The following is an 18,358-nucleotide window of genomic DNA, read 5'->3' as shown; positions in this document are numbered from 1 at the left end:
CTCGCTATCGCTACGGCACTTCTCCCCGCTGGAGAGAAGAAGGACGGGGAGATGTTTCTGCCAGTTCCAGCAGCGCCCTTGCCGCGCTTTCATCGGTGATCAGCGTGTTGCAGCCGATGCGCTTGATGGTGGCGCGGATGGCGACGGCGCGGTGTGCGCCGCCGGAGGAGAGCACGATATGCTTGGCCTCCTTCAGCGTGTCGAGATCGACGGACATGACGCGGCGATTGATCGAGTGGTCGACCGAATTGCCGTCCTCGTCGAGGAAGTTGAACATGGTGTCGCAGACGCAGCCGGCATCGATCAGTTCCTGCAGTTCGGCCTTCGAGATCCAGCCTTCCGACAGCGAGGTCGAATGGGGACCGATATCGCCGCAGCTGACGATCGCCAGATCGAGATTCTCGGCGAGACGGTAGATCGTGTCCAGCCCGCATTTGTCGATCAGATTGCGCTTGGTCTCGATCGAATCGACGAGAAGCGGCGCCAGGAACATGTAGCATTCGGCGCCGAGCTGATTGGCGAGCCGCCATGTGTAATCGATCGGGTTCGTCTGGTGCACGGCGACGATGCCGCCGAGCAGCGAGACGACCTTGCAATTGGCGCGGCGCGGTGGCCGGAAGCTCGACAGCGAGGCAGTCATGGTGCGGCCCCAGCCGACGCCGATGGTATAGTCGTCGGGGATGGCTTCGGAAAGAAACTGACCGAGCGCCAGGCCGACATTCCTTGCCAGCGCGTCGACGTCGCCATTGACCGGTGCCGGAACGACGATTGCCTCGTCGAGGCCGTAGGCGCGCTCAAGCTTCACCGAAAGTTCAACGCAGTCGCCGATCGAATCGTTGATCCAGATCTGGACTTCGCTGCGTTTCATCGCCTCGTCGAGCAGGCGGATCACGGTGGTGCGGCTGATGCCGAGTTGTTCGGCGACGTCCTTCTGGGTCAGGCCCTCGTTGTAATAGAGCCATGCCGCCCGTAGCCGTAGCGAGGATGCCTCGGAATAGGCTGTGTGCGTGCCGCGTTTAAGCTTGACCACATCTCCTCCGCACGATTCCTGCCCTAGACCCCTCACGAAGACAAGGGGTTGCGACGACGCGCTTGTTGCGGGGGATAATGACGGGCGTGACACTTATGTCAATTGAAATGCACAAATGTCCTTGACTTTTCCTTAGGCAAACGGCGATAGTCCGGGTGATAGAAGTCGTTCCTGTCCGTCCGAGGAGGACATAGTGCGGGCATGCCGAAAGTCACGACCGGCCTTCCAGCCGCAGGCGGAATCGCTTGCGTTCGGCGTGCCGTTTGCCCACGGGAACATGGCTACTGTCCTTCACGTTTATGAATCATCCGTGACGGATGCGCGCATTTTCGCCCGCAGCATGCAGAAAAACTGTCGGTAGATCACCTTTGCCGGGCGGAACTCGCGCCGGTCGCAGCCCAAGTTCAACAAGGATTATTGACCATGACATCCAAGCTTGACCAACTCCGCGAGATTACCACCGTTGTCGCCGACACTGGTGATATCGAAGCCGTTGCCCGCCTGAAGCCTGTGGATTGCACGACGAACCCGAGCATCGTGCTCAAAGCCCTCGGTACGCCGATGTTCGCCGACGCCATCAAGGAAGCCGTCGCCTGGGGCAAGAAGCAGGGCGGCAATCCTGAAGCCGTTTCTTCCGCCGTCGCCGATCGCCTCGCCATCTCCGTCGGCGCCGCCCTGGTGAAGCTCGTCCCGGGGCGCGTGTCGACCGAAGTCGACGCCGATCTTTCCTTCGATACCGAGGCTTCGCTTGCAAAGGCGCGCGCGATCATCGCCGCCTACAAGGATCGCGGTATCGGTCAGGACCGCATCCTCATCAAGCTCGCTTCCACCTGGGAAGGCATCCGCGCCGCGGAAGTGCTGCAGAAGGAAGGCATCGACTGCAACCTGACACTTCTGTTCAGCAAGGCCCAGGCGATCGCCTGCGCCGACGCCAAGGTGTTCCTGATCTCGCCCTTCGTTGGCCGTATCCTCGACTGGTACAAGAAGTCGACCGGCAAGGACTTCACCGCCGAGGAGGATCCGGGCGTCATCTCCGTCCGTGAGATCTACAACTACTACAAGGCGAACGACATCAAGACGATCGTCATGGGCGCCTCCTTCCGCAGCGCCGGCGAAATCGAAGCCCTTGCCGGCTGCGACCGCCTGACCATCAGCCCGAACCTGCTTGACGAGCTCGCCAAGGATGAAGGCAAGCTGGAGCGTAAGCTCTCGCCAGACAGCCGCAAGCCGGATCCGAAGGTCTCCGTCGATGAGAAGACCTTCCGCTGGATGATGAACGAAGACGCAATGGCGACGGAAAAACTCGCCGAAGGCATTCGCGCCTTCGCCAAGGATCTGGGAACGTTGCGCACCATGGTGCAGAAGGAACTGCAGCTCGCCGCCGCCTGATAAGGTCCGGCATGCAATTCGAAGGCGCGGCTGCCGCTGGCAGGCGCGCCTTTTTCGTGCTGTTATCAAAGGCATACGCTGTTGGAGACCGATATGGCGGGTGAAAAACGTGCAAGTTCGCTGGCGGCATTTGCCTACAGGCATGCGAGCTTCATCATCGCTATCCTTGCCGGACTCGTGGTCTTCCTGCTTCTGACCTCGCGTGAAGTCAGCGCCGGCAACATCTTGTTCGGCTGGAATGTCAGCGCCGGCGTTTTTGTCGTGCTCAGCTGGCGCAAGATGCTGCGGGCAACGGTCGAAAGCATCCGGAAACGCTCCGAGGATCTCGATTTCTCCGACACCGTATTGTTGGCTCTTTCGATCGGTGCGGCGCTCGCCAGCGTCGCCGGTATCGGTCTCGAGCTTCATTCGATCAAGGAAGCGGCGCCTGATATCGCGCTGGCCCGGGCAGGTGTCGCCGTTCTGACGATCTTGATCTCCTGGATCTTTCTGCATACCCTCTTCACCATCCATTATGCCCATTATTTCTATGGCGGGGCGGACGAGGAGGGTGGCCTCAAGTTTCCTGACGGGATCGAGGAGCCAGGCTATTGGGATTTCCTCTACTTCTCCTTCACGATCGGCGTTGCCGCGCAGACGGCGGATGTCGCGGTCAGTTCGACCAGCATGCGCAAGCTGACATTGCTGCATGCCGTGCTGTCTTTCCTGTTCAATACGACGATCCTGGCGCTGGCGATCAATGTCGGGGCGAGCCTGCTTTAGATCAATAAAAAGTAGAGCATGATGGCGTCCGAAAACCGCTCACACTTTTCGGCATCATGCTCTCGTCGCCGCCCTGAAGAGGGTCTCGAACTCGGCCAGGTCGCCTGCGGCGACATCCGAAATCGCCCAGAATACCAGCCCTCCATCCGACCATTGCGTCATGTTGTAACCGTCACGGACCGTTATCGTCTGCGCAGCCGATGCCGCGGGCCAGATGAACAGGTTGATGACATGGCCGTGGCGCCGGTAGACGAGGGCCGCGACGGCGCGATCACCGATATAGTCGACACGCCCACCGATCAGCGGAAAGCCATCCTTGGAGAGATCGTTGACCGGTGGTGAAAAATCGATCTTGCCGTTGAACCAGGGTTTTACCGTGTGCTGATCCGAGGTCAGTACGTCGGTCAGATGATCGGCCATCATCGACCTGACATGGCTTGCCATGATCTGGTCCTGCAAAAGCACCGTCTGCGATGGCGCGCTGGCGAAAAGGATTGCTCCTGCCGCCAATGCCGCCAGCGAAGGCACGAAGCTCCATTGCCGGAAGAAGTCCAGGGCGCGGCGCCAGACAGGCGCCTGGCGCGGCGGGGGAAGGCTGGAGGCCGCCGCTGCCTGTTCAAACGACAGCATTGACAGGACTTGCGAACGCAGCGCCTCCGGCGGCTTCCACTTGATACCATCCTGGTCGATGATCGCTCTCACGGCACGGACCTTTTCCATCTCCGCCCTGCAATGCGCGCAGGTGCCAAGATGATCCTCGAATTGCGCTGTATGGACGGAATCGAGCTCGCCATCGACAAAGCCGTGCAGCATGATGCGCCATTCCGGGCAACCTTTCTGTTGGGCTTCACTCATCCTGCTGTCTCGCTTTTGCTGCATGCATCCCAGGCTTCGCCAAATTCACGCCGCGCCCTGGCAAGCCGCGACATGACCGTGCCGATCGGCGCATCGATGATCTCGGCGATCTGCCGGTAGGAAAGATCTTCGAGTTCGCGCAAGACAAGGATTTCCCGCATGGCCTCCGGAAGCCGGCTGATAACCGCGCGCACGCGCTGCTGCTCGCTTCGCCGGATCGTCGCCGTTTCCGGCGAATCCTCCTCCGAGGCGATCTGGTATTCGCCACCTTCATCGGGGTCAGCGTAGCCGTCATTGCCCAAAGGCTGCTCGAACCGCGCTTTGCGGCGATCCTGCTGGCGCCAAACATGGCAGCAGTTCCTGACAATGGCAAAGAGCCAGGCGCGCGGATCGCCGCCACGATAGGTTTCGAAATTGCGATAGGCCCGCAGGAACGCTTCCTGGACAATATCCTGTGCGGCATCCGCGTCGCGGCTGAGGAAACGGGCAAAATTATAAGCCGCGTCAAGATGCGGAACGATCATGTCCTGAAAGCGCTGCATGAATTCATGCTGCACCGTCGCATCGGCTGCCGAAGCGACCCGATCGCTGTTCGATTTTTCCGAGATCATGAAATGGAATAGCCGCACCGCGCCGCCGAAAAGCGCCGTCAACGGTGATGGTCGAATGCGGGTCTTCGACGTTCGCCGGCCCAGCAGCAACCAGTCGTTCGATCCGGCGGGATAGGTGATCTGAGCGTTTGTCATCATTCTCCCTGCCTCAACAGCGGCCGAATTTAGGCGTGAGACCCACACGCATGCAATGCGGTCCCTTGCCGTCTAGACCGATCCGCTCACGGTTTTATTCCATGTCGACGCCAGTTTTTTTGCATGCAGCGGGGCGTAAGCCGCACGCGATAGAAATCGGAAAACATTTTCAACAACTTGAAGAAATAACTCCCGATGTTGGGAATAAGCGCGCTGTGCCGGCGATCTAGTTCGGCAGCGAGGACATCGGAACAATTCCAGTCTTCGCCACCAGAAATGCCATCAACCAGAGGAGGCATATCCATGTTTACCATGTCACGTCGCGCCGTCCTGGGATCGGCTGCCGCAGCGGCTGCATTCGGTCTGTCGTCGAAGCTCGAATTCGTCATGCCGGCGCTCGCCGCAACGCCGCTGGAGCCGATGGTCGGCTTCCATAAATACAAGGTCGGGGATGTCGAGGTCACGGCGATCTATGACGGTATCTGGAAAAAGCCGCATGACCCGACCTTCATCAAGAACGCCTCGATCGAGGACACCAAGGAGGCGCTTTCCAAGGCCGGGCTCACGACCGAATTCATGCCGATCCCGTTGACGGTGATCGTCCTGAAGCTCGGCAACCGTCTGATCATGATGGACGCCGGCTCGGGCGTCGGTCAATGGCAGGCAAATGCCACGCACCTGCCGGCGAACATGGCGGCCGCCGGCATCGACTACAAGAGGATCGACACGGTCATGCTCTCGCATTTCCACCCCGATCATGTCTGGGGATTGATGGAAAAGGGAACGAACGATCCTGTCTTCCCGAACGCCGAACTCATCGTCAACGCCGTCGAATACAAGTGGTGGACGGAGCCCGGGCGGGTCGAGAAGCTCGCGGAAGGCCGCAGGCCGGCCGGCAAGCGCATCGCCGAGGTTTTCCCGAAATGGAAGAACTGGAAACTGGTTGACGATGGGGCCGAGGTTGCACCGGGAGTGCGGCTTCTTGCCGCTTTCGGCCACACGCCCGGCCATTCGACCTATCTCGTCACGTCAGGCAGCAAGCAACTGCTTGTCTCGGCCGACATCATGTATGTGCCCGCCCTGCTCGCGCCGCATCCCGAATGGCAGGGTAGCTACGACCAGGATGGACCGACAGCGACCGACACGCGCCGCCGTCTCATCGACCGCATCATTGCCGACAATATCGCGATCTGCGGCTCGCATTTTCCGTTCCCGGGCTCGGGCACTTTCGTCAAGGACGGAAGCGCCTATGGCTTCACACCGACAATTCAGGCCTGAAAAGCCGAAAGGAGATCACCATGATGAAATATGCAATTCTCGGATTCATCTGGCTTTGCGCCCTATCCGCCGGCTTTTCCGCGGTGACGGCGTTTCCCGCCTTTGCCGTCGACAATATGCAATCGACGGACGCTCCCGACTTGACCTCGGCGCGCGCCAAGATCGATGCCAAGGATTATGCCGGAGCCCTGACGGAGCTTCGCGGCCTTGCCGAAGACAACCAACAGGCGGATGTCTATAATCTGATGGGATATACGCTGCGCAAGACCGGCGACTACAGAACGTCGCTGACCTACTACACCAAGGCGCTGGAGCTTCAGCCCGAACACAAGGCAGCGCGTGAATATCTCGGCGAACTCTATGTCGAAACGGGAGAGATGGCCAAGGCCGAGGAGCAGATGGCATCGCTGAAGCAACTTTGCCCTGATGGTTGCGAGGAACTCGAAGACCTGCAAAAGGCCATTGCGGCCAAGGGCGGCAATTGAAGAGTATATGAATGCAAGAGCAGGCGGCAGAACTGCGGCCTGCTCTCGTCAAACCGGAGGATATGATGGAAAACGCCCTAAGCCGGCTGCGACTGGCCGATCTCGTTCTTCTCCTGGGCAGGCTGCTGCTGTCGTTGATCTTCCTGCATGAAGGTTCGTCGCTCGCGAAAAATATCACCGCGACCATCGACACTTTCGCAACGCTCGGCCTGTCGGCGCCGGTTGCGCTTGCGGTGATCGCCCTTCAGCTGGGCGCCGGCCTTTCTATTGCGACGGGTTTCCTCAACCGGCTTGGCGCACTCGCATTGGCGCTCTTCTGCCTGGCGACCGCCTTTCTCTTCCACACGAATTTTGCGAGCCAGAACGAACTCCTTCATTTCGAGAAGGACCTGGCAATCGCCGGTGGCATGTTCGTCCTGGCGGCCTCAGGCGCGGGATCGATATCGATCGACGAGCTACTGCAGCGAACAAACAGACTGCATCCCTGGCTGCGGGCGGTGCTGTAATCGAAGCTTCGCCGGCCATCCCCCGACGCAACAAAACCGAATAAAACCGAACAAACGACTGCGTCGATGCGGGCTACACTTATGGCGACAGGTCAGGAGTGTGCCAGTGATGTCTTCCGCGCCAAGCAATCGGCAAAAGCCAATTCTCGTCTTTCTCGGAAAAGGCGCCGCCTGCGACATTGTCTCGATATTGAATGAGAAGGGATATGCCGCGGCGGCTGTATCCTCGGTGCCTGAGCTCTTCGACGCCTTGCGTTCCGACCGGTATTTTCTGGCCGTAACAATGCGGTCGGATATCGATATGGTCCGAAACATCAAGCCAATACCGGTCATCAATCTGGAGGTGTTTTTCCATGCTACCCAGTCGGCAGCAAAGTCCGTCCGCTCTTCGAAAGAATTCGACAGCGACGCATTTCTGAGAAGGATCGCGGCTCTTGCGGAATCAAGGACAAGCAGGATTGACGCAGTCCAAAAGGCCCCGGCTGCCAGCGTCAGGTCGATTGCAGGCAGGGCGAAGGCATCTCGATGGCGTGCCGCCACATCTCTTCTTTTAAGTCGCCGCGCCACGTCAGATGCAGAGCGGGCTGATTAGACGTGGGCAAATTCCCTCCGCCGACGGGTCGGACGCTGCGCCTCGTTCCAGGCGGATCCGATGGGCATTGTTCTGCCCGGTCTCGTCGGCTTGAAAGCGTAGTTCCGAAACCGGAGCTTTTCACGTGGTGCGGATGTCTTTTCATGTTTCAGTTGTTAGGAGCAGCATCAGCAAGCGGCTATATCATCACGGCGTTGTTCTTGCTCGTGGCGGTCGGTCGTCTCGCCAGAAACGCCCTTCATAAATTTACCGCAAGGCTGCCGAAGCGCTCAGCCGTGAAGCATTATGCGACGGCTGCCGCCTCTATGGTGTTCTTTTGCCTGCTGGTTGTTCGCATGTGTTTCATCGCCACCGTCATCATCGATTGCGCAATTCAAGGTGACAAGGTGGAAATCAGCGGCGATCCTGAAAGCCAGTTCTGAGGCCGGATTCCACTCTGGAGATTCCACAACATATCTCAACATTATCGAACATATCATCGCACGGCAGCTGATATCCTGAAGGCGGAGCCCGGCGTCGGCGCGGCAACTGATATCGTGCGGTATCTGCCTGCTTTAAGATCTTAACCACCGTGATCGACAGTGGACGAGGCTGACCTAGTCACGGTGAAGCGTGGTAATTTCGCGCCATAGCGGGCAAAAGAATGAATGAAGATGGCATATGAAATGACGGTTCCCAATCAGGCTCACATCCTCATTGTCGAAGACGATCCCGCCATCGCGGATATGCTGGTGGAGCTTGTTCGAAGCAGCGGATTTCAGGCTTCGTCGGTCGACAGCGGCGCGGCCATGGATCGAATAATGGCGCGACAGCAATTCGATCTCATCGTCCTCGACGCGATGCTGCCGGGCGAGGATGGCTTCAGCATCTGCAGGCGGCTTCGTGCATCGTGCCAGGTGCCGATCCTGATGCTGACGGCGCTTCAGGAGGATATCGACCGCATTCTGGGCTTGGAGCTCGGGGCCGACGACTATGTTACGAAACCCTTCAACTCCCGCGAACTCTTGGCCAGGATCAAGAGTATTCTGCGCAGAGCGTCATATGCGCATCATCAGCAGGAAGCGCTTGGGCCGATGACGTTCTCCGGATGGCGCATCGATCCGAAAAGCCGTCAACTCCACGACGCGGACGGAGCGCAGGTTTCGATGACCACCGCCGAGTTCGATATCCTTCTGGCATTCTGCTGCAATCCGAACAAGGTTTTGACCCGCGAACAACTTCTGTCGATGACGCATGCCGGATCGGCGGGGCCGGTTGAGCGCAGCATCGACGCCCACATCAGCCGGGTCCGGCAAAAGATAGAGCCGAACCTGAAAGACCCGACGTTCATAAAGACGGTGCGGCTGGGCGGCTATCTTTTCGCATCCAAGGTAGAGCGCCTCTCTTGAAAAATTTTCGGCGCGCTTCGATCCAGAACCAGATCCTCATCTTGGCGACCCTCCTTGTCGTGCTGGTTTCCGTGGTGGCGACGGCCATGGAGCCATTCATCTACGGCCGTCATGATCGCGGCTTTCAAAACGGCCTGTTTGCTGCGAGAGCGGCGATGATCGCGGAGCAATTTGCTGAGGCAAGTTCAGCGCAGGACGAAGACGCTGTCCTCAAGGGAGCTGCGGCACTGGGCATTGCGGTCGAAAGGACGTCCTCGGATCAGCCAGACGCAGAGGAACAACGGATATCTCCAAGCGAGCTGGTGGCGCGCATCGACGCAATGCTCGCCGACAATATTCTGGCCGCATTTCACCGCTTCGCCATGGGTCAATCGCACCCTGACGTCCTGACTGTCGGAATTGACGGTAAGCGTGCTCTGATCTTTCAACTGCCGGTTTTCCCCAGCTATTTGTGGTTCGTTCCGGCGGTTGCAAGCGGAATTCTGAAAATCGTCATCCCTTTGGTGCTGCTTGCTTATTTCAGCAGCCGGCTGATCACCGAACCTCTCAGGCGCTTTGCTGCCGCTGCGAAACAAGCGTGCATGGAAGGCAGTCTGGAAAAGCCTTTCGAACCGGACGGCGCAGCCGAGATTCGAAGTCTGGCAGAATCGCTTAACGTCATGAGCGATCGAATCCAGAGCATGGCGGAAGATCGGACAAGAATGCTGAGCGGAGTGGGTCATGATCTGAGGACGCCGTTGACGAGACTGCGGATGCGGGCCGAACGCTCCGCAGAGCCGGAACTTCGCAGCCTGATGCTGGCCGATATCTCCACCCTGAGCTTCATGATCGACGAGTGCCTGGCCTATTTTAAAGACCCGTCGGTGAGGGCAGTCGATCGAAAGGTCGATATTTCGAGCCTGCTGCAGACGATCGCGACCGATTTCGCCGACACCGGCGTCGATGTGAGTTTCACCGGGCCGCGGCGGCTCGCATTTATCTGCAAACCTCAGGCGCTCAGCCGCGCTATTACGAATCTGGTGGAGAATGCGTCCCGTTATGCAACGCGGGTCGAAATCGGCTTGGAATGCCGCGATGATGGCGGGATCAAAATAAGGGTGAGCGACAACGGCCCCGGCTTGACGGATGAACTCAAGGCGAAAGTTTTAGAGCCATTCTTCAAAGCGGACAAATCGCGACAGATCGGCGCCAAAGGTGGCTCCGGGCTTGGGCTCGGTCTGCCGATCGCCAAGGGGATCGTCACCAAAGGGCACAATGGAGAATTGACGTTGCTGGACAGGAAGCCGAGCGGCTTGGTGGTCGTGATCGATCTTCCCGCCGCTCAGATGGCCCAGCCTGAAGGCCCGCCGTCAATCCCTTCATCACATTGAGGTCCGGCCGGTGGTGTCGTCAGGCTCGCGTCGTTCGGCCTTCGTCGTAAAAAATGGCTCGCGAACATTTCCGCACATGATCGCAAACACAGCAATATTCGAATTCCATAAAACCTGTCCCAGCAGATCCCATGCCGTTCGGCATTTTCAAAGCTGGAGCAAATCCTTGATAGAAAAATTGAAAGTCGGTGCCGCACTGATGCTCATTGGTTCTGCCGTCGCCGCATGCTCGACGCCTGACCCGACTGTTTATTCCGGACTCGCTTCGGCCTCGCAGCTTCAGCCTGATATGGCGGACAAAACCGGCCGCGTGCCATATCGTTATCAGACGAATGTCAACTGGAGCCAATACGCCCGGATCATCGTCGATCCCGTTACGGTTTATAACGGTTCCGACAATCAGTTCGGCAAGGTCCCCGAGACAGACAAAGCGTTGCTTGCCAATTATATGCAGGCTCAATTCACGGAAAAATTGAAGACGCGCTTTGCCATCGTCAGCACGTCTGCTCCGGCAACGCTCAGATTGCACCTGACGCTGACGGGCGCCAAGGCGACGACTGCGGTGCTCGGAACGGTTTCACACATCGACGTCGCAGGTGGATTGTACAATACCGTCCAGGCCGCTCGTGGCCGAGAAGGCTCGATGACCGGTTCGGTGAACTATGCCGTGGAGATCTGTGATGCCGCGAGCAATCGTCTGCTGTCGTCCTACGTCACCAAGCAATATCCCAACGCGATGAATATCGGCGCCAGCTTCACGGCAATGGAAGCCTCGAAGGTAGGCATCCGCAAAGGTGCCGAGGCTCTGCTCGCCGAGTTGAAATAGGTTAGAGGAAGGGCGGCTTTCCGCTCACAAGATCGCCTGGCCGGCCATCAGTGCCAGGACCAGGAAAATGAGGAAGATCACCAGCGCAATGCCGAAGAGAACGCGGGCGATCGTCGCGGTGGCCGCAGAGACACCGGAAAAACCGAAGAAGCCGGCGATGAGTGAAATCACGAAAAATATCAAAGCCCATTTCAACATGACGTGATCCTTTGCGTCTATCTGAGAAAGACGCGGCAACCGGGAAAATGTTCCAGGTCGTTTGAATGGAATGACGCCTCTGCGGAGAAATGACGCTCCTTGCCATCACCGGCATTGCGCTTGCGGGCAGCCTGATGCGGCTCATCGTCTACCCACACGCGCCATGATCCGCAACGGCGGCGGGCGAGTGCTGGCGCTTTACCGCCACCCCGCCTGAGCCTCTCCGAATCCTGCCTTTTCGCCGCTCAGCCGTGATTGATCATCACGTGGCGCACGGCGGTGTAATCCTCCAGCGCGTAGACCGACAGGTCCTTACCGTATCCCGACTGTTTGACGCCGCCATGCGGCATCTCGTTGACCAGCATGAAATGCGTGTTGATCCAAGTACAGCCATATTGCAGGCGGGCGGCAGTCTTCATGCCGCGGCCGATATCTTTCGTCCAGACGGAGGAGGCGAGGCCGTAGTCGCTGTCGTTTGCCCAGGTGACGGCATCCTCGGCTTCGGTAAATCGGGTGACCGAAACCACGGGGCCGAAGACTTCACGGCGGACGATCTCGTCGTCCTGCGTGGCGCCCGATATGACGGTCGGGGTGAAGAAGAAGCCCTTGTCACCGGAGACTTTGCCGCCGGTGGTGATCTCCATGTGTTTGTGTTCGGAAGCCCGGGCGACGAAGCTTTCGACGCGGTCGCGCTGGCGCTTGGAGATCAGCGGACCGATCTCGTTTTCGGTATCGTCGGCCTGATTGAAGCGGATGCTCGACACCGCCGAGGAGAGATCGGCGACGAAATTGTCATAGACCCTGGCGTCGGCATAGATGCGGCAGGCGGCGGTGCAGTCCTGGCCGGCATTGTAGTAACCGAAGGTGCGGATGCCGGCGACGACGGCGTCAATGTCGGCATCGTCGAAGACGATGACCGGGGCCTTTCCGCCGAGTTCCAGGTGCGTGCGCTTGACCGTCTTGGCGGCGGCCTGCAGCACCTTCTTGCCGGTGGCAATATCGCCGGTAATCGAGACCATGCCGATCTTGGCATGATTGATCAGGGCGTTGCCGACACTTTCGCCGCGGCCGAGAATGAGGTTGACGACGCCTTCGGGAAGGATATCCGAAAGCAGCTTGGCCATCTTCAGCGCCGTCAGCGGCGTCTGCTCCGAGGGCTTGAAGACGACCGTATTGCCGCCGGCGATCGCCGGCGCCAGCTTCCAGGCCATCATCATCAGCGGATAGTTCCAGGGCGCAATCGAGCCGACGATGCCGATCGGATCGCGACGGATCATCGACGTGTGACCGGGCAGGTATTCGCCGGCGGCCGGTCCATGCAGATTGCGCACGGCACCCGCGAAGAAGCGATAACAATCGACGATCGCCGGGATTTCGTCGTTCAGCACCGCATTGATCGGCTTGCCGCAATTCAGCGCCTCAAGCGTCGCGAAGCCGGCGGCATCCTTCTCGATGGCGTCGGCAATCTTCAAGAGGTAGCCGGAGCGTTCGCTCGGCGTCGTCCGCGACCAGCTTGCGAAGGCCTTTTCGGCGGCATCGACGGCGGCGTCGACCTGGGAAAGCGAAGCTTCAGCAAGGTCGATTACTGCCTCGCCGGTCTTTGGGTTCAGGATGCGCTCTTCCGTCTCCGTGCCTTTTTCGAAGCGGGAACCGATCAGCATTTGGGTGTCCATGATGTTCTCCCTGTTATTTGCCCGCACCGGCGATCTTATCGCCGTCGCGGGTGAGGTAATAGGCTGCCAGGATCGGCAGGAAGGTGACGAGCACCACGACCATGGCGACCACATTGGTGACCGGGCGCTGACGCGGGCGGATGAGTTCTTCCAGCATCCAGATCGGCAAAGTCGATTGCTGGCCGCCGGTGAAAGTGGTGACGATGACCTCATCGAAGGACAGCGCGAAAGCGAGCATGCCGCCGGCAAGAAGGGCGGTGCCGATATTCGGCAGGATGACATGACGGAAGGTCTGGAAGCCGTCGGCGCCGAGATCCATCGAAGCCTCGATCAGCGAGCCGGAGGTGCGTCGGAAGCGGGCGACCGCATTATTGTAGACGACGACCACGCAGAAGGTGGCGTGGCCGAGCACGATGGTCCACACCGAAAACGGAATGTCGAAAAGACTGAAGGCGGAGCGCAGCGCAATGCCGGTGATGATGCCGGGAAGAGCGATCGGCAGGATAACCAGCAGCGAGATCGCCTCGCGGCCGAAAAACTTCGTCTGGCTGACGGCTGCCGCGCAGAGCGTGCCGAGGAGAAGCGCGATCGCGGTGGCGATGACGGCGACCTGCACGGACAGGCCAAGCGCCGACCAGACATCCGGCCGGTTCCAGGCGACGGTGAACCATTGCAGCGTCAGACCGGGCGGCGGCCACTGATAGCTCTTTTCCTCGGTCGTGAAGGCATAGACGAAGATCAGCAGGATCGGCAGGTGCAGGAAGAGCAATCCGACGGCTGCGGCGATCTTCAAGGCCAGTGGCGATCTTTTGAGGTCAGAGCGCATCGAAGGCCCCCATTTTCCTGGCGAGCGACAGATAGAGCGCCATGATGACGATCGGCACCACGGAGAAGGCGGCGGCGAGCGGCACGTTGCCGGCCGTTCCCTGCTGGGCGTAGACGGCCTGGCCGATGAAGAGCCTGGACGAGCCGATGATCTGCGGGATGATGTAATCGCCCAATGTCAGCGAGAAGGTGAAGATCGAACCGGCGACGATGCCGGGGAGCGCCAAGGGCAGCAGCACGGTGCGGAAGGTCTGCCGTGGTGTGGCGCCGAGATCGGCCGAGGCCTCGATCAGGTTGCCGGGCACACGCTCGAGGGCGGCCTGGGTCGGCAGGATCATATAGGGAAGCCAGATATAGACGAAGACGATGAAGGTGCCGAGATAGCTTACCGACAGCGAATTGCCGCCGACGACGGGCAGGTCCAGGATACCTTCGAGCAGCCAGGAGAGATGGAGCTTTGCAAAGATCCAGGTGAGGATGCCTTCCTTGGCGAGGATCAGCTTCCAGGCGTAGATCTTGACGAGGTAGCTCGACCAGAGCGGCAGCATGATGCCTAGATAGAAGAGCGCCTTCCATTTGCCTTGCGCATATCGCGCCGCATAATAGGCGATCGGGAAGGCGATGAGCGCGGCAGCGATGGTGACCAGTGTGGCCATGACGACGGTGCGGATGATGATGTCGAAATTCGTCGGGCTCAGCAACTGGGCATAGGTCGAGAGGGTGAACTCGTAATTCACCAGCCCGGAAAAATCATCGATCGAGAAGAAGCTCTGCAGCAGCAGGGCGATCAGCGAGCCGATATAGATGATGCCGAGCCAAAGCAGCGGCGGCGTCAGCATCAGGAAGAGCAGCAGTTTCGGGTGCCGCCAGAAGGCGTCCGACAGCCGGCCGAAAAGGCCGCCGCGTCCCGGACGGATCGATGTCTTGCCGCCTGACAGGGTGAGCGCCGTCATGCCGCGTCATCCATGTAATGAATATCTGCAGGCTGCCAGGCGAGGCGGATGCCGGCGCCGACCTCGGGCACCGGCGCGCCCGCCGGCAGCATGACGTGCAGCCGGCTGCCCCTGAGTTCGACGCCGAGACGGGTGGCAGCGCCGAGGAAGCTTGCATTTTCGACTTTTGCCTCGATGCCGTCGCCTGCCAGGCGGATCGCCTCGGGGCGGAGGCTTGCCCAGCGCTTCTCGCCGCCGAGGAGCGCCATGAGGTCAGGCGCAATCACGTTCGACGAGCCGACGAAATCGGCGACGAAGCGGGTCTTCGGGCAACGATAGATATCCTGCGGCGTGCCTTGTTGAACGATGTTGCCATCGTTGAAGACGGCGACGCGATCGGCCATGGACAGCGCTTCGCCCTGATCATGCGTCACGAAGACGAAGGTGATGCCGAGCGCGCGCTGCAGGCTCTTCAACTCCTCCTGCATCTGCTCGCGCAGCTTCAGGTCCAACGCTCCGAGCGGCTCGTCGAGCAGCAGCACCTTCGGCTTGTTGACGAGCGCGCGGGCGAGCGCCACGCGCTGCCGCTGGCCGCCGGAGAGCTGACCGGGACGGCGGGCGCCATAGCCCGGCAGCTTGACGAGATCGAGGGCTTCGCCGGCAGCCTTCATCCGTTCTGTCTTGCCGACGCCCTTGACCATCAGCCCGTAGGCGACATTGTCGAGGATGTTGAGATGCGGGAACAGTGCGTAGTCCTGAAACACGGTGTTGACGTTGCGGCGATAGGGCGGAATGCCGTCGGCCGTCTCGCCGAAGATCTGGATATGACCCGCGCTTGGCTGCTCGAAGCCGGCGATCAATCTCAGGCAGGTCGTCTTGCCGGAACCTGACGGTCCGAGCATGGCGAAGAATTCGCCGGGCGCTATCTCGAGGTCGACGCCGTCGACGGCGCGAACCTGGCCGAAATGGCGCGATACCTGCTGGAAGCGGACGGCTGACGTCATGGGGAGCTCCGGGTCTTGCGATGTTTAGAGAGGGCTTCGGTCTTGGTTGATGAAGACCCCGCCCCAAACCCCTCCCCACAAGGGGGAGGGGCTTAATCTGCCGTACCCCTTTCGCAGATACCTTGGTGTTTCGGCAGGAATTCGGCGGCGCCACTCGGAGTCCCTCCCCCTTGTGGGGAGGGGTTGGGGAGGGGTTTGTCCCGCGAACGGCTCGGGTTCACCGCCCGCCGATCACGCCGATATAATCCGATACCCAGCGATGATAAGGCACGCATTCGCTCTGCGTCGTGCATTTGGCGACCGGGGTCTTCCAGAACTTGATCTTGTCGAAATGATCGAAGCCGTTGGTGGCGCAGCCGGCGTCTCCCATCAGTTCGTTGCCCTTGCAGGCGACCGGAACGGAAGGCACGGCGCCGAACCAGGCGGCGGCATCGCCCTGAACTTTGGCCTGCAGCGAATGTTCCATCCACATATAGGCGCAGTTCGGATGTTCGCTGTCGGCGTGCAGCATGGTGGTGTCGGCCCAGCCGGTGACGCCCTCGTCGGGGAAAGTCGAGGCGATTTTCTGTTTGTCGGCCTGCAGCAGGTTCACCTGGAAGGGCCAGGAGCCGGAGGCGACGACGCCTTCGTTCTTGAAGTCGTCGATCTGGATCATCGCGTCGTGCCAGTAGCGGGAGACGAGCTTGCGCTGGCCGCGCAGCAGATCGAGTGCAGCCTTGTACTGGTCCTCGGTCAACTCGTAGGGATCCTTGATGCCGAGATCCGGCTTGTGCGCCATCAGATACATGGCGGCGTCGGCGATATAGATCGCGCCGTCATAAGCCTGAACCCGACCCTTGTTCGATTTTCCGTCCGGCAGCGTCTGCTCTTCGAAGACGACGTTCCAACTGGTCGGCGCCTTATCCTTGAAGGCATCGGTATTGTACATCAGCACATTCGGCCCCCAGAGGTAAGGCACGCCGTAGTGGACGTCGCCGACCGTATACCACGGACCTTTCTGCAGACGCTCGTCGACGGTCTTGAAGCTCGGGATCAGATCGGTGTTGATCGGCTGGACCCGCTTGCCGGCGATGAGGCGGAGCGAGGCGTCGCCCGATGCCGTGACGAGATCGAAGCCGCCCTCGTTCATCAGCGATACCATTTCATCCGAGGTGGCGGCGGTCTTGACGGAAACCTTGCAGCCGGTCTGCTTTTCGAAATCGGTCACCCAGTCGTAGTTCTTATCCGTTTCGCCGCGCTCGATATAGCCGGCCCAGGCGACGATGCTGACGGCACCTTCGCCTTTGCCGAGCGCCTTCAGCGGTTCGGCGGCGATGCCCTGCGTCGCGAAGCTCAGGCAGGCGAGCGCTGCCGTGCAGGATTTCAAGAGATGTGTCATCATCCGTCTCCCGGTCTGGTGCCACTTTAGTGGCGGTTTGTTCCCGGATGAAAAAGTGACGCGAAAAGGCCGCTTTCGCAAATTCATTTATCAGAAAGGCATTATCGGAAATTCCGATATCAGCGGATGCGCCCCGACCGCAGGCTTTCGGCGATGCCGACGAAATCGCGTGCCGCCCGCGGCAGGCTGGAGCCCTTGCGCCAGACCATGCCGACCTGGACGACCGGCAGCGAGCCGGAGACGTCGCGGCTTTCGATACGGTCGCCTTCGAGCGACCACGGGCGGTAGACGAGATCGGGAAGCAGCGCCACGCCGGCGCCCGTGGCAACCAGGCTGCGCACCGCCTCGACCGATCGAGTGCGGAAGGCGACATGCGGGCGGGCGCCGAGGGCCGAGAGCAGCTTGCCGGTATTCTCCTCGATTTCGTCGACCGTCAGCATGATCAGCGGTTCGCGGGCGATGTCGGCGACCGAGATGATGTCGGCCGACACCAGAGGGTGGCCCATCGGCAGCCAGAGCCGATAGGGCGAGGTTTCGAGGATCTCGGCCTGCAGCGCCATGCGGTCGCGCAGGTTCGATATCACCATGACGGCGACATCGAGTTCGCCGCCGACCAGGAGATGCTCGAGGTAACCGCCATTGTCCTCGATGGCGCTGACCTCGATGCCAGGGCAGGCACGCCGGTATCGCGCCAGCAGGTCGGAGAGCACGTAGCCGGCGACAAGCGAAGTGACGCCGATGTTCAGCGTGCCGGAAAGCGTGCTTTGCTGGCCGGAGAAGCTGGTGCGCGCATCGGAAACAGAGGCGAGGATCTTCGTCGCGTGACGCAGGAACTGGTGGCCGTCATGGGTGATCGTCAGGCCCCGCGGGTGGCGCTCGAAGAGCGTAACGCCGAGGTCGGTTTCGAGCTCCTTCAGCGCTTCCGTCACCGAGGATTGCGAGATCGACAGGTTCTGCGCGGCGCGCGTTACCGATCCCTGTTCGGCGACGGCGACGAAATATTGAACCTGGCGAAGCGTGAAGGCCATGGGCGTTTAGAGCATGGCGGAACAGGCCGTGGCAAGCGGCCGGAAAAAGCGGACCTTTTTTGGTGTTTTCTCAAAATGGCGCAGGCTTCGCTC

Annotated in this window: 20 protein-coding genes; 10 read left to right on the top strand and 10 right to left on the bottom strand. The window is 60.0% G+C overall.

The window, feature by feature from the left end; translation table 11 throughout:
- Positions 1-10: 10 nt before the first annotated feature.
- Positions 11-1,030, bottom strand: a complete 1,020-nt coding sequence (locus RCCGE510_RS16975) for a sugar-binding transcriptional regulator (RefSeq protein WP_007631888.1) — start codon at positions 1,028-1,030, stop codon at positions 11-13.
- 423 nt (positions 1,031-1,453) lie between these two features.
- On the opposite strand from RCCGE510_RS16975, the gene tal reads away from it, so the two are divergent.
- Entirely contained in the window at positions 1,454-2,419 is a 966-nt protein-coding gene (gene tal / locus RCCGE510_RS16970; RefSeq protein WP_007631886.1) for a transaldolase, read from the top strand.
- A gap of 93 nt (positions 2,420-2,512) precedes the next feature.
- Positions 2,513-3,181 (top strand): DUF1345 domain-containing protein, encoded by a 669-nt coding sequence (locus RCCGE510_RS16965; RefSeq protein ID WP_007631884.1) that lies wholly within the window; start codon positions 2,513-2,515, stop codon positions 3,179-3,181.
- Between the two features lie 54 nt (positions 3,182-3,235).
- On the opposite strand, the gene RCCGE510_RS16960 is transcribed toward RCCGE510_RS16965, so the two are convergent.
- Together RCCGE510_RS16960 and RCCGE510_RS16955 are read right to left on the bottom strand one after the other, a co-directional pair.
- Positions 3,236-4,036, bottom strand: a complete 801-nt coding sequence (locus tag RCCGE510_RS16960) for an anti-sigma factor (RefSeq protein WP_007631883.1) — start codon at positions 4,034-4,036, stop codon at positions 3,236-3,238.
- Positions 4,033-4,785 carry a sigma-70 family RNA polymerase sigma factor gene (locus tag RCCGE510_RS16955; RefSeq protein ID WP_037079039.1) on the bottom strand — a complete coding sequence of 251 codons (753 nt, stop codon included), beginning with the start codon at positions 4,783-4,785 and terminating at the stop codon, positions 4,033-4,035. Before RCCGE510_RS16955 ends, RCCGE510_RS16960 begins: the two co-directional genes overlap by 4 nt.
- Before the next feature lie 300 nt (positions 4,786-5,085).
- Between RCCGE510_RS16955 and RCCGE510_RS16950 the strand changes: the two genes are divergently transcribed.
- From RCCGE510_RS16950 to RCCGE510_RS16915, 8 genes are all read left to right on the top strand, one after another.
- Positions 5,086-6,060: an MBL fold metallo-hydrolase gene (locus RCCGE510_RS16950; RefSeq protein WP_007631879.1), complete on the top strand. Its 975-nt coding sequence runs from the start codon at positions 5,086-5,088 to the stop codon at positions 6,058-6,060.
- Positions 6,061-6,080: 20 nt separating this feature from the next.
- Positions 6,081-6,545: a tetratricopeptide repeat protein gene (locus RCCGE510_RS16945; protein ID WP_192815314.1), complete on the top strand. Its 465-nt coding sequence runs from the start codon at positions 6,081-6,083 to the stop codon at positions 6,543-6,545.
- Positions 6,546-6,607: 62 nt separating this feature from the next.
- Complete coding sequence (locus RCCGE510_RS16940; RefSeq protein WP_037079058.1) at positions 6,608-7,051, top strand: DoxX family protein; 444 nt, start codon at positions 6,608-6,610, stop codon at positions 7,049-7,051.
- A gap of 100 nt (positions 7,052-7,151) precedes the next feature.
- Entirely contained in the window at positions 7,152-7,643 is a 492-nt protein-coding gene (locus tag RCCGE510_RS16935; protein WP_037079036.1) for a hypothetical protein, read from the top strand.
- 143 nt (positions 7,644-7,786) lie between these two features.
- Complete coding sequence (locus tag RCCGE510_RS16930) at positions 7,787-8,065, top strand: hypothetical protein (RefSeq protein WP_007631872.1); 279 nt, start codon at positions 7,787-7,789, stop codon at positions 8,063-8,065.
- Between the two features lie 225 nt (positions 8,066-8,290).
- Positions 8,291-9,031: a response regulator transcription factor gene (locus RCCGE510_RS16925; protein WP_007631871.1), complete on the top strand. Its 741-nt coding sequence runs from the start codon at positions 8,291-8,293 to the stop codon at positions 9,029-9,031.
- Complete coding sequence (locus RCCGE510_RS16920) at positions 9,028-10,401, top strand: HAMP domain-containing sensor histidine kinase (RefSeq protein ID WP_007631870.1); 1,374 nt, start codon at positions 9,028-9,030, stop codon at positions 10,399-10,401. Before RCCGE510_RS16925 ends, RCCGE510_RS16920 begins: the two co-directional genes overlap by 4 nt.
- A 166-nt stretch (positions 10,402-10,567) precedes the next feature.
- Entirely contained in the window at positions 10,568-11,227 is a 660-nt protein-coding gene (locus RCCGE510_RS16915) for a DUF3313 domain-containing protein (protein ID WP_240539665.1), read from the top strand.
- Positions 11,228-11,251: 24 nt separating this feature from the next.
- On the opposite strand, the gene RCCGE510_RS33495 is transcribed toward RCCGE510_RS16915, so the two are convergent.
- The 7 genes from RCCGE510_RS33495 to RCCGE510_RS16880 form a co-directional block, all read right to left on the bottom strand.
- Complete coding sequence (locus RCCGE510_RS33495; protein ID WP_007631868.1) at positions 11,252-11,425, bottom strand: DUF1328 domain-containing protein; 174 nt, start codon at positions 11,423-11,425, stop codon at positions 11,252-11,254.
- A 245-nt stretch (positions 11,426-11,670) separates the two neighbouring features.
- Positions 11,671-13,098, bottom strand: coding sequence for a gamma-aminobutyraldehyde dehydrogenase (locus RCCGE510_RS16905; protein ID WP_007631867.1), 1,428 nt, complete (start codon positions 13,096-13,098; stop codon positions 11,671-11,673).
- A gap of 13 nt (positions 13,099-13,111) precedes the next feature.
- Entirely contained in the window at positions 13,112-13,924 is an 813-nt protein-coding gene (locus RCCGE510_RS16900) for an ABC transporter permease (RefSeq protein ID WP_007631865.1), read from the bottom strand.
- Complete coding sequence (locus RCCGE510_RS16895) at positions 13,914-14,876, bottom strand: ABC transporter permease (protein WP_007631863.1); 963 nt, start codon at positions 14,874-14,876, stop codon at positions 13,914-13,916. Before RCCGE510_RS16895 ends, RCCGE510_RS16900 begins: the two co-directional genes overlap by 11 nt.
- A complete protein-coding gene (locus RCCGE510_RS16890; protein ID WP_007631861.1) occupies positions 14,873-15,859 on the bottom strand; it encodes an ABC transporter ATP-binding protein in 987 nt (328 codons plus the stop codon). Before RCCGE510_RS16890 ends, RCCGE510_RS16895 begins: the two co-directional genes overlap by 4 nt.
- Before the next feature lie 217 nt (positions 15,860-16,076).
- Positions 16,077-17,237 carry an ABC transporter substrate-binding protein gene (locus RCCGE510_RS16885; protein ID WP_007631859.1) on the bottom strand — a complete coding sequence of 387 codons (1,161 nt, stop codon included), beginning with the start codon at positions 17,235-17,237 and terminating at the stop codon, positions 16,077-16,079.
- A gap of 119 nt (positions 17,238-17,356) precedes the next feature.
- Positions 17,357-18,265 (bottom strand): LysR family transcriptional regulator, encoded by a 909-nt coding sequence (locus RCCGE510_RS16880; RefSeq protein WP_007631857.1) that lies wholly within the window; start codon positions 18,263-18,265, stop codon positions 17,357-17,359.
- Positions 18,266-18,358: the final 93 nt, after the last annotated feature.

The sequence above is a fragment of the Rhizobium sp. CCGE 510 genome (assembly GCF_000292525.1).
Taxonomy (GTDB): domain Bacteria; phylum Pseudomonadota; class Alphaproteobacteria; order Rhizobiales; family Rhizobiaceae; genus Rhizobium.
The sequence above is the reverse complement of the archived record's forward strand: the minus strand, read 5'-3'. Positions and strand labels throughout refer to the sequence as shown.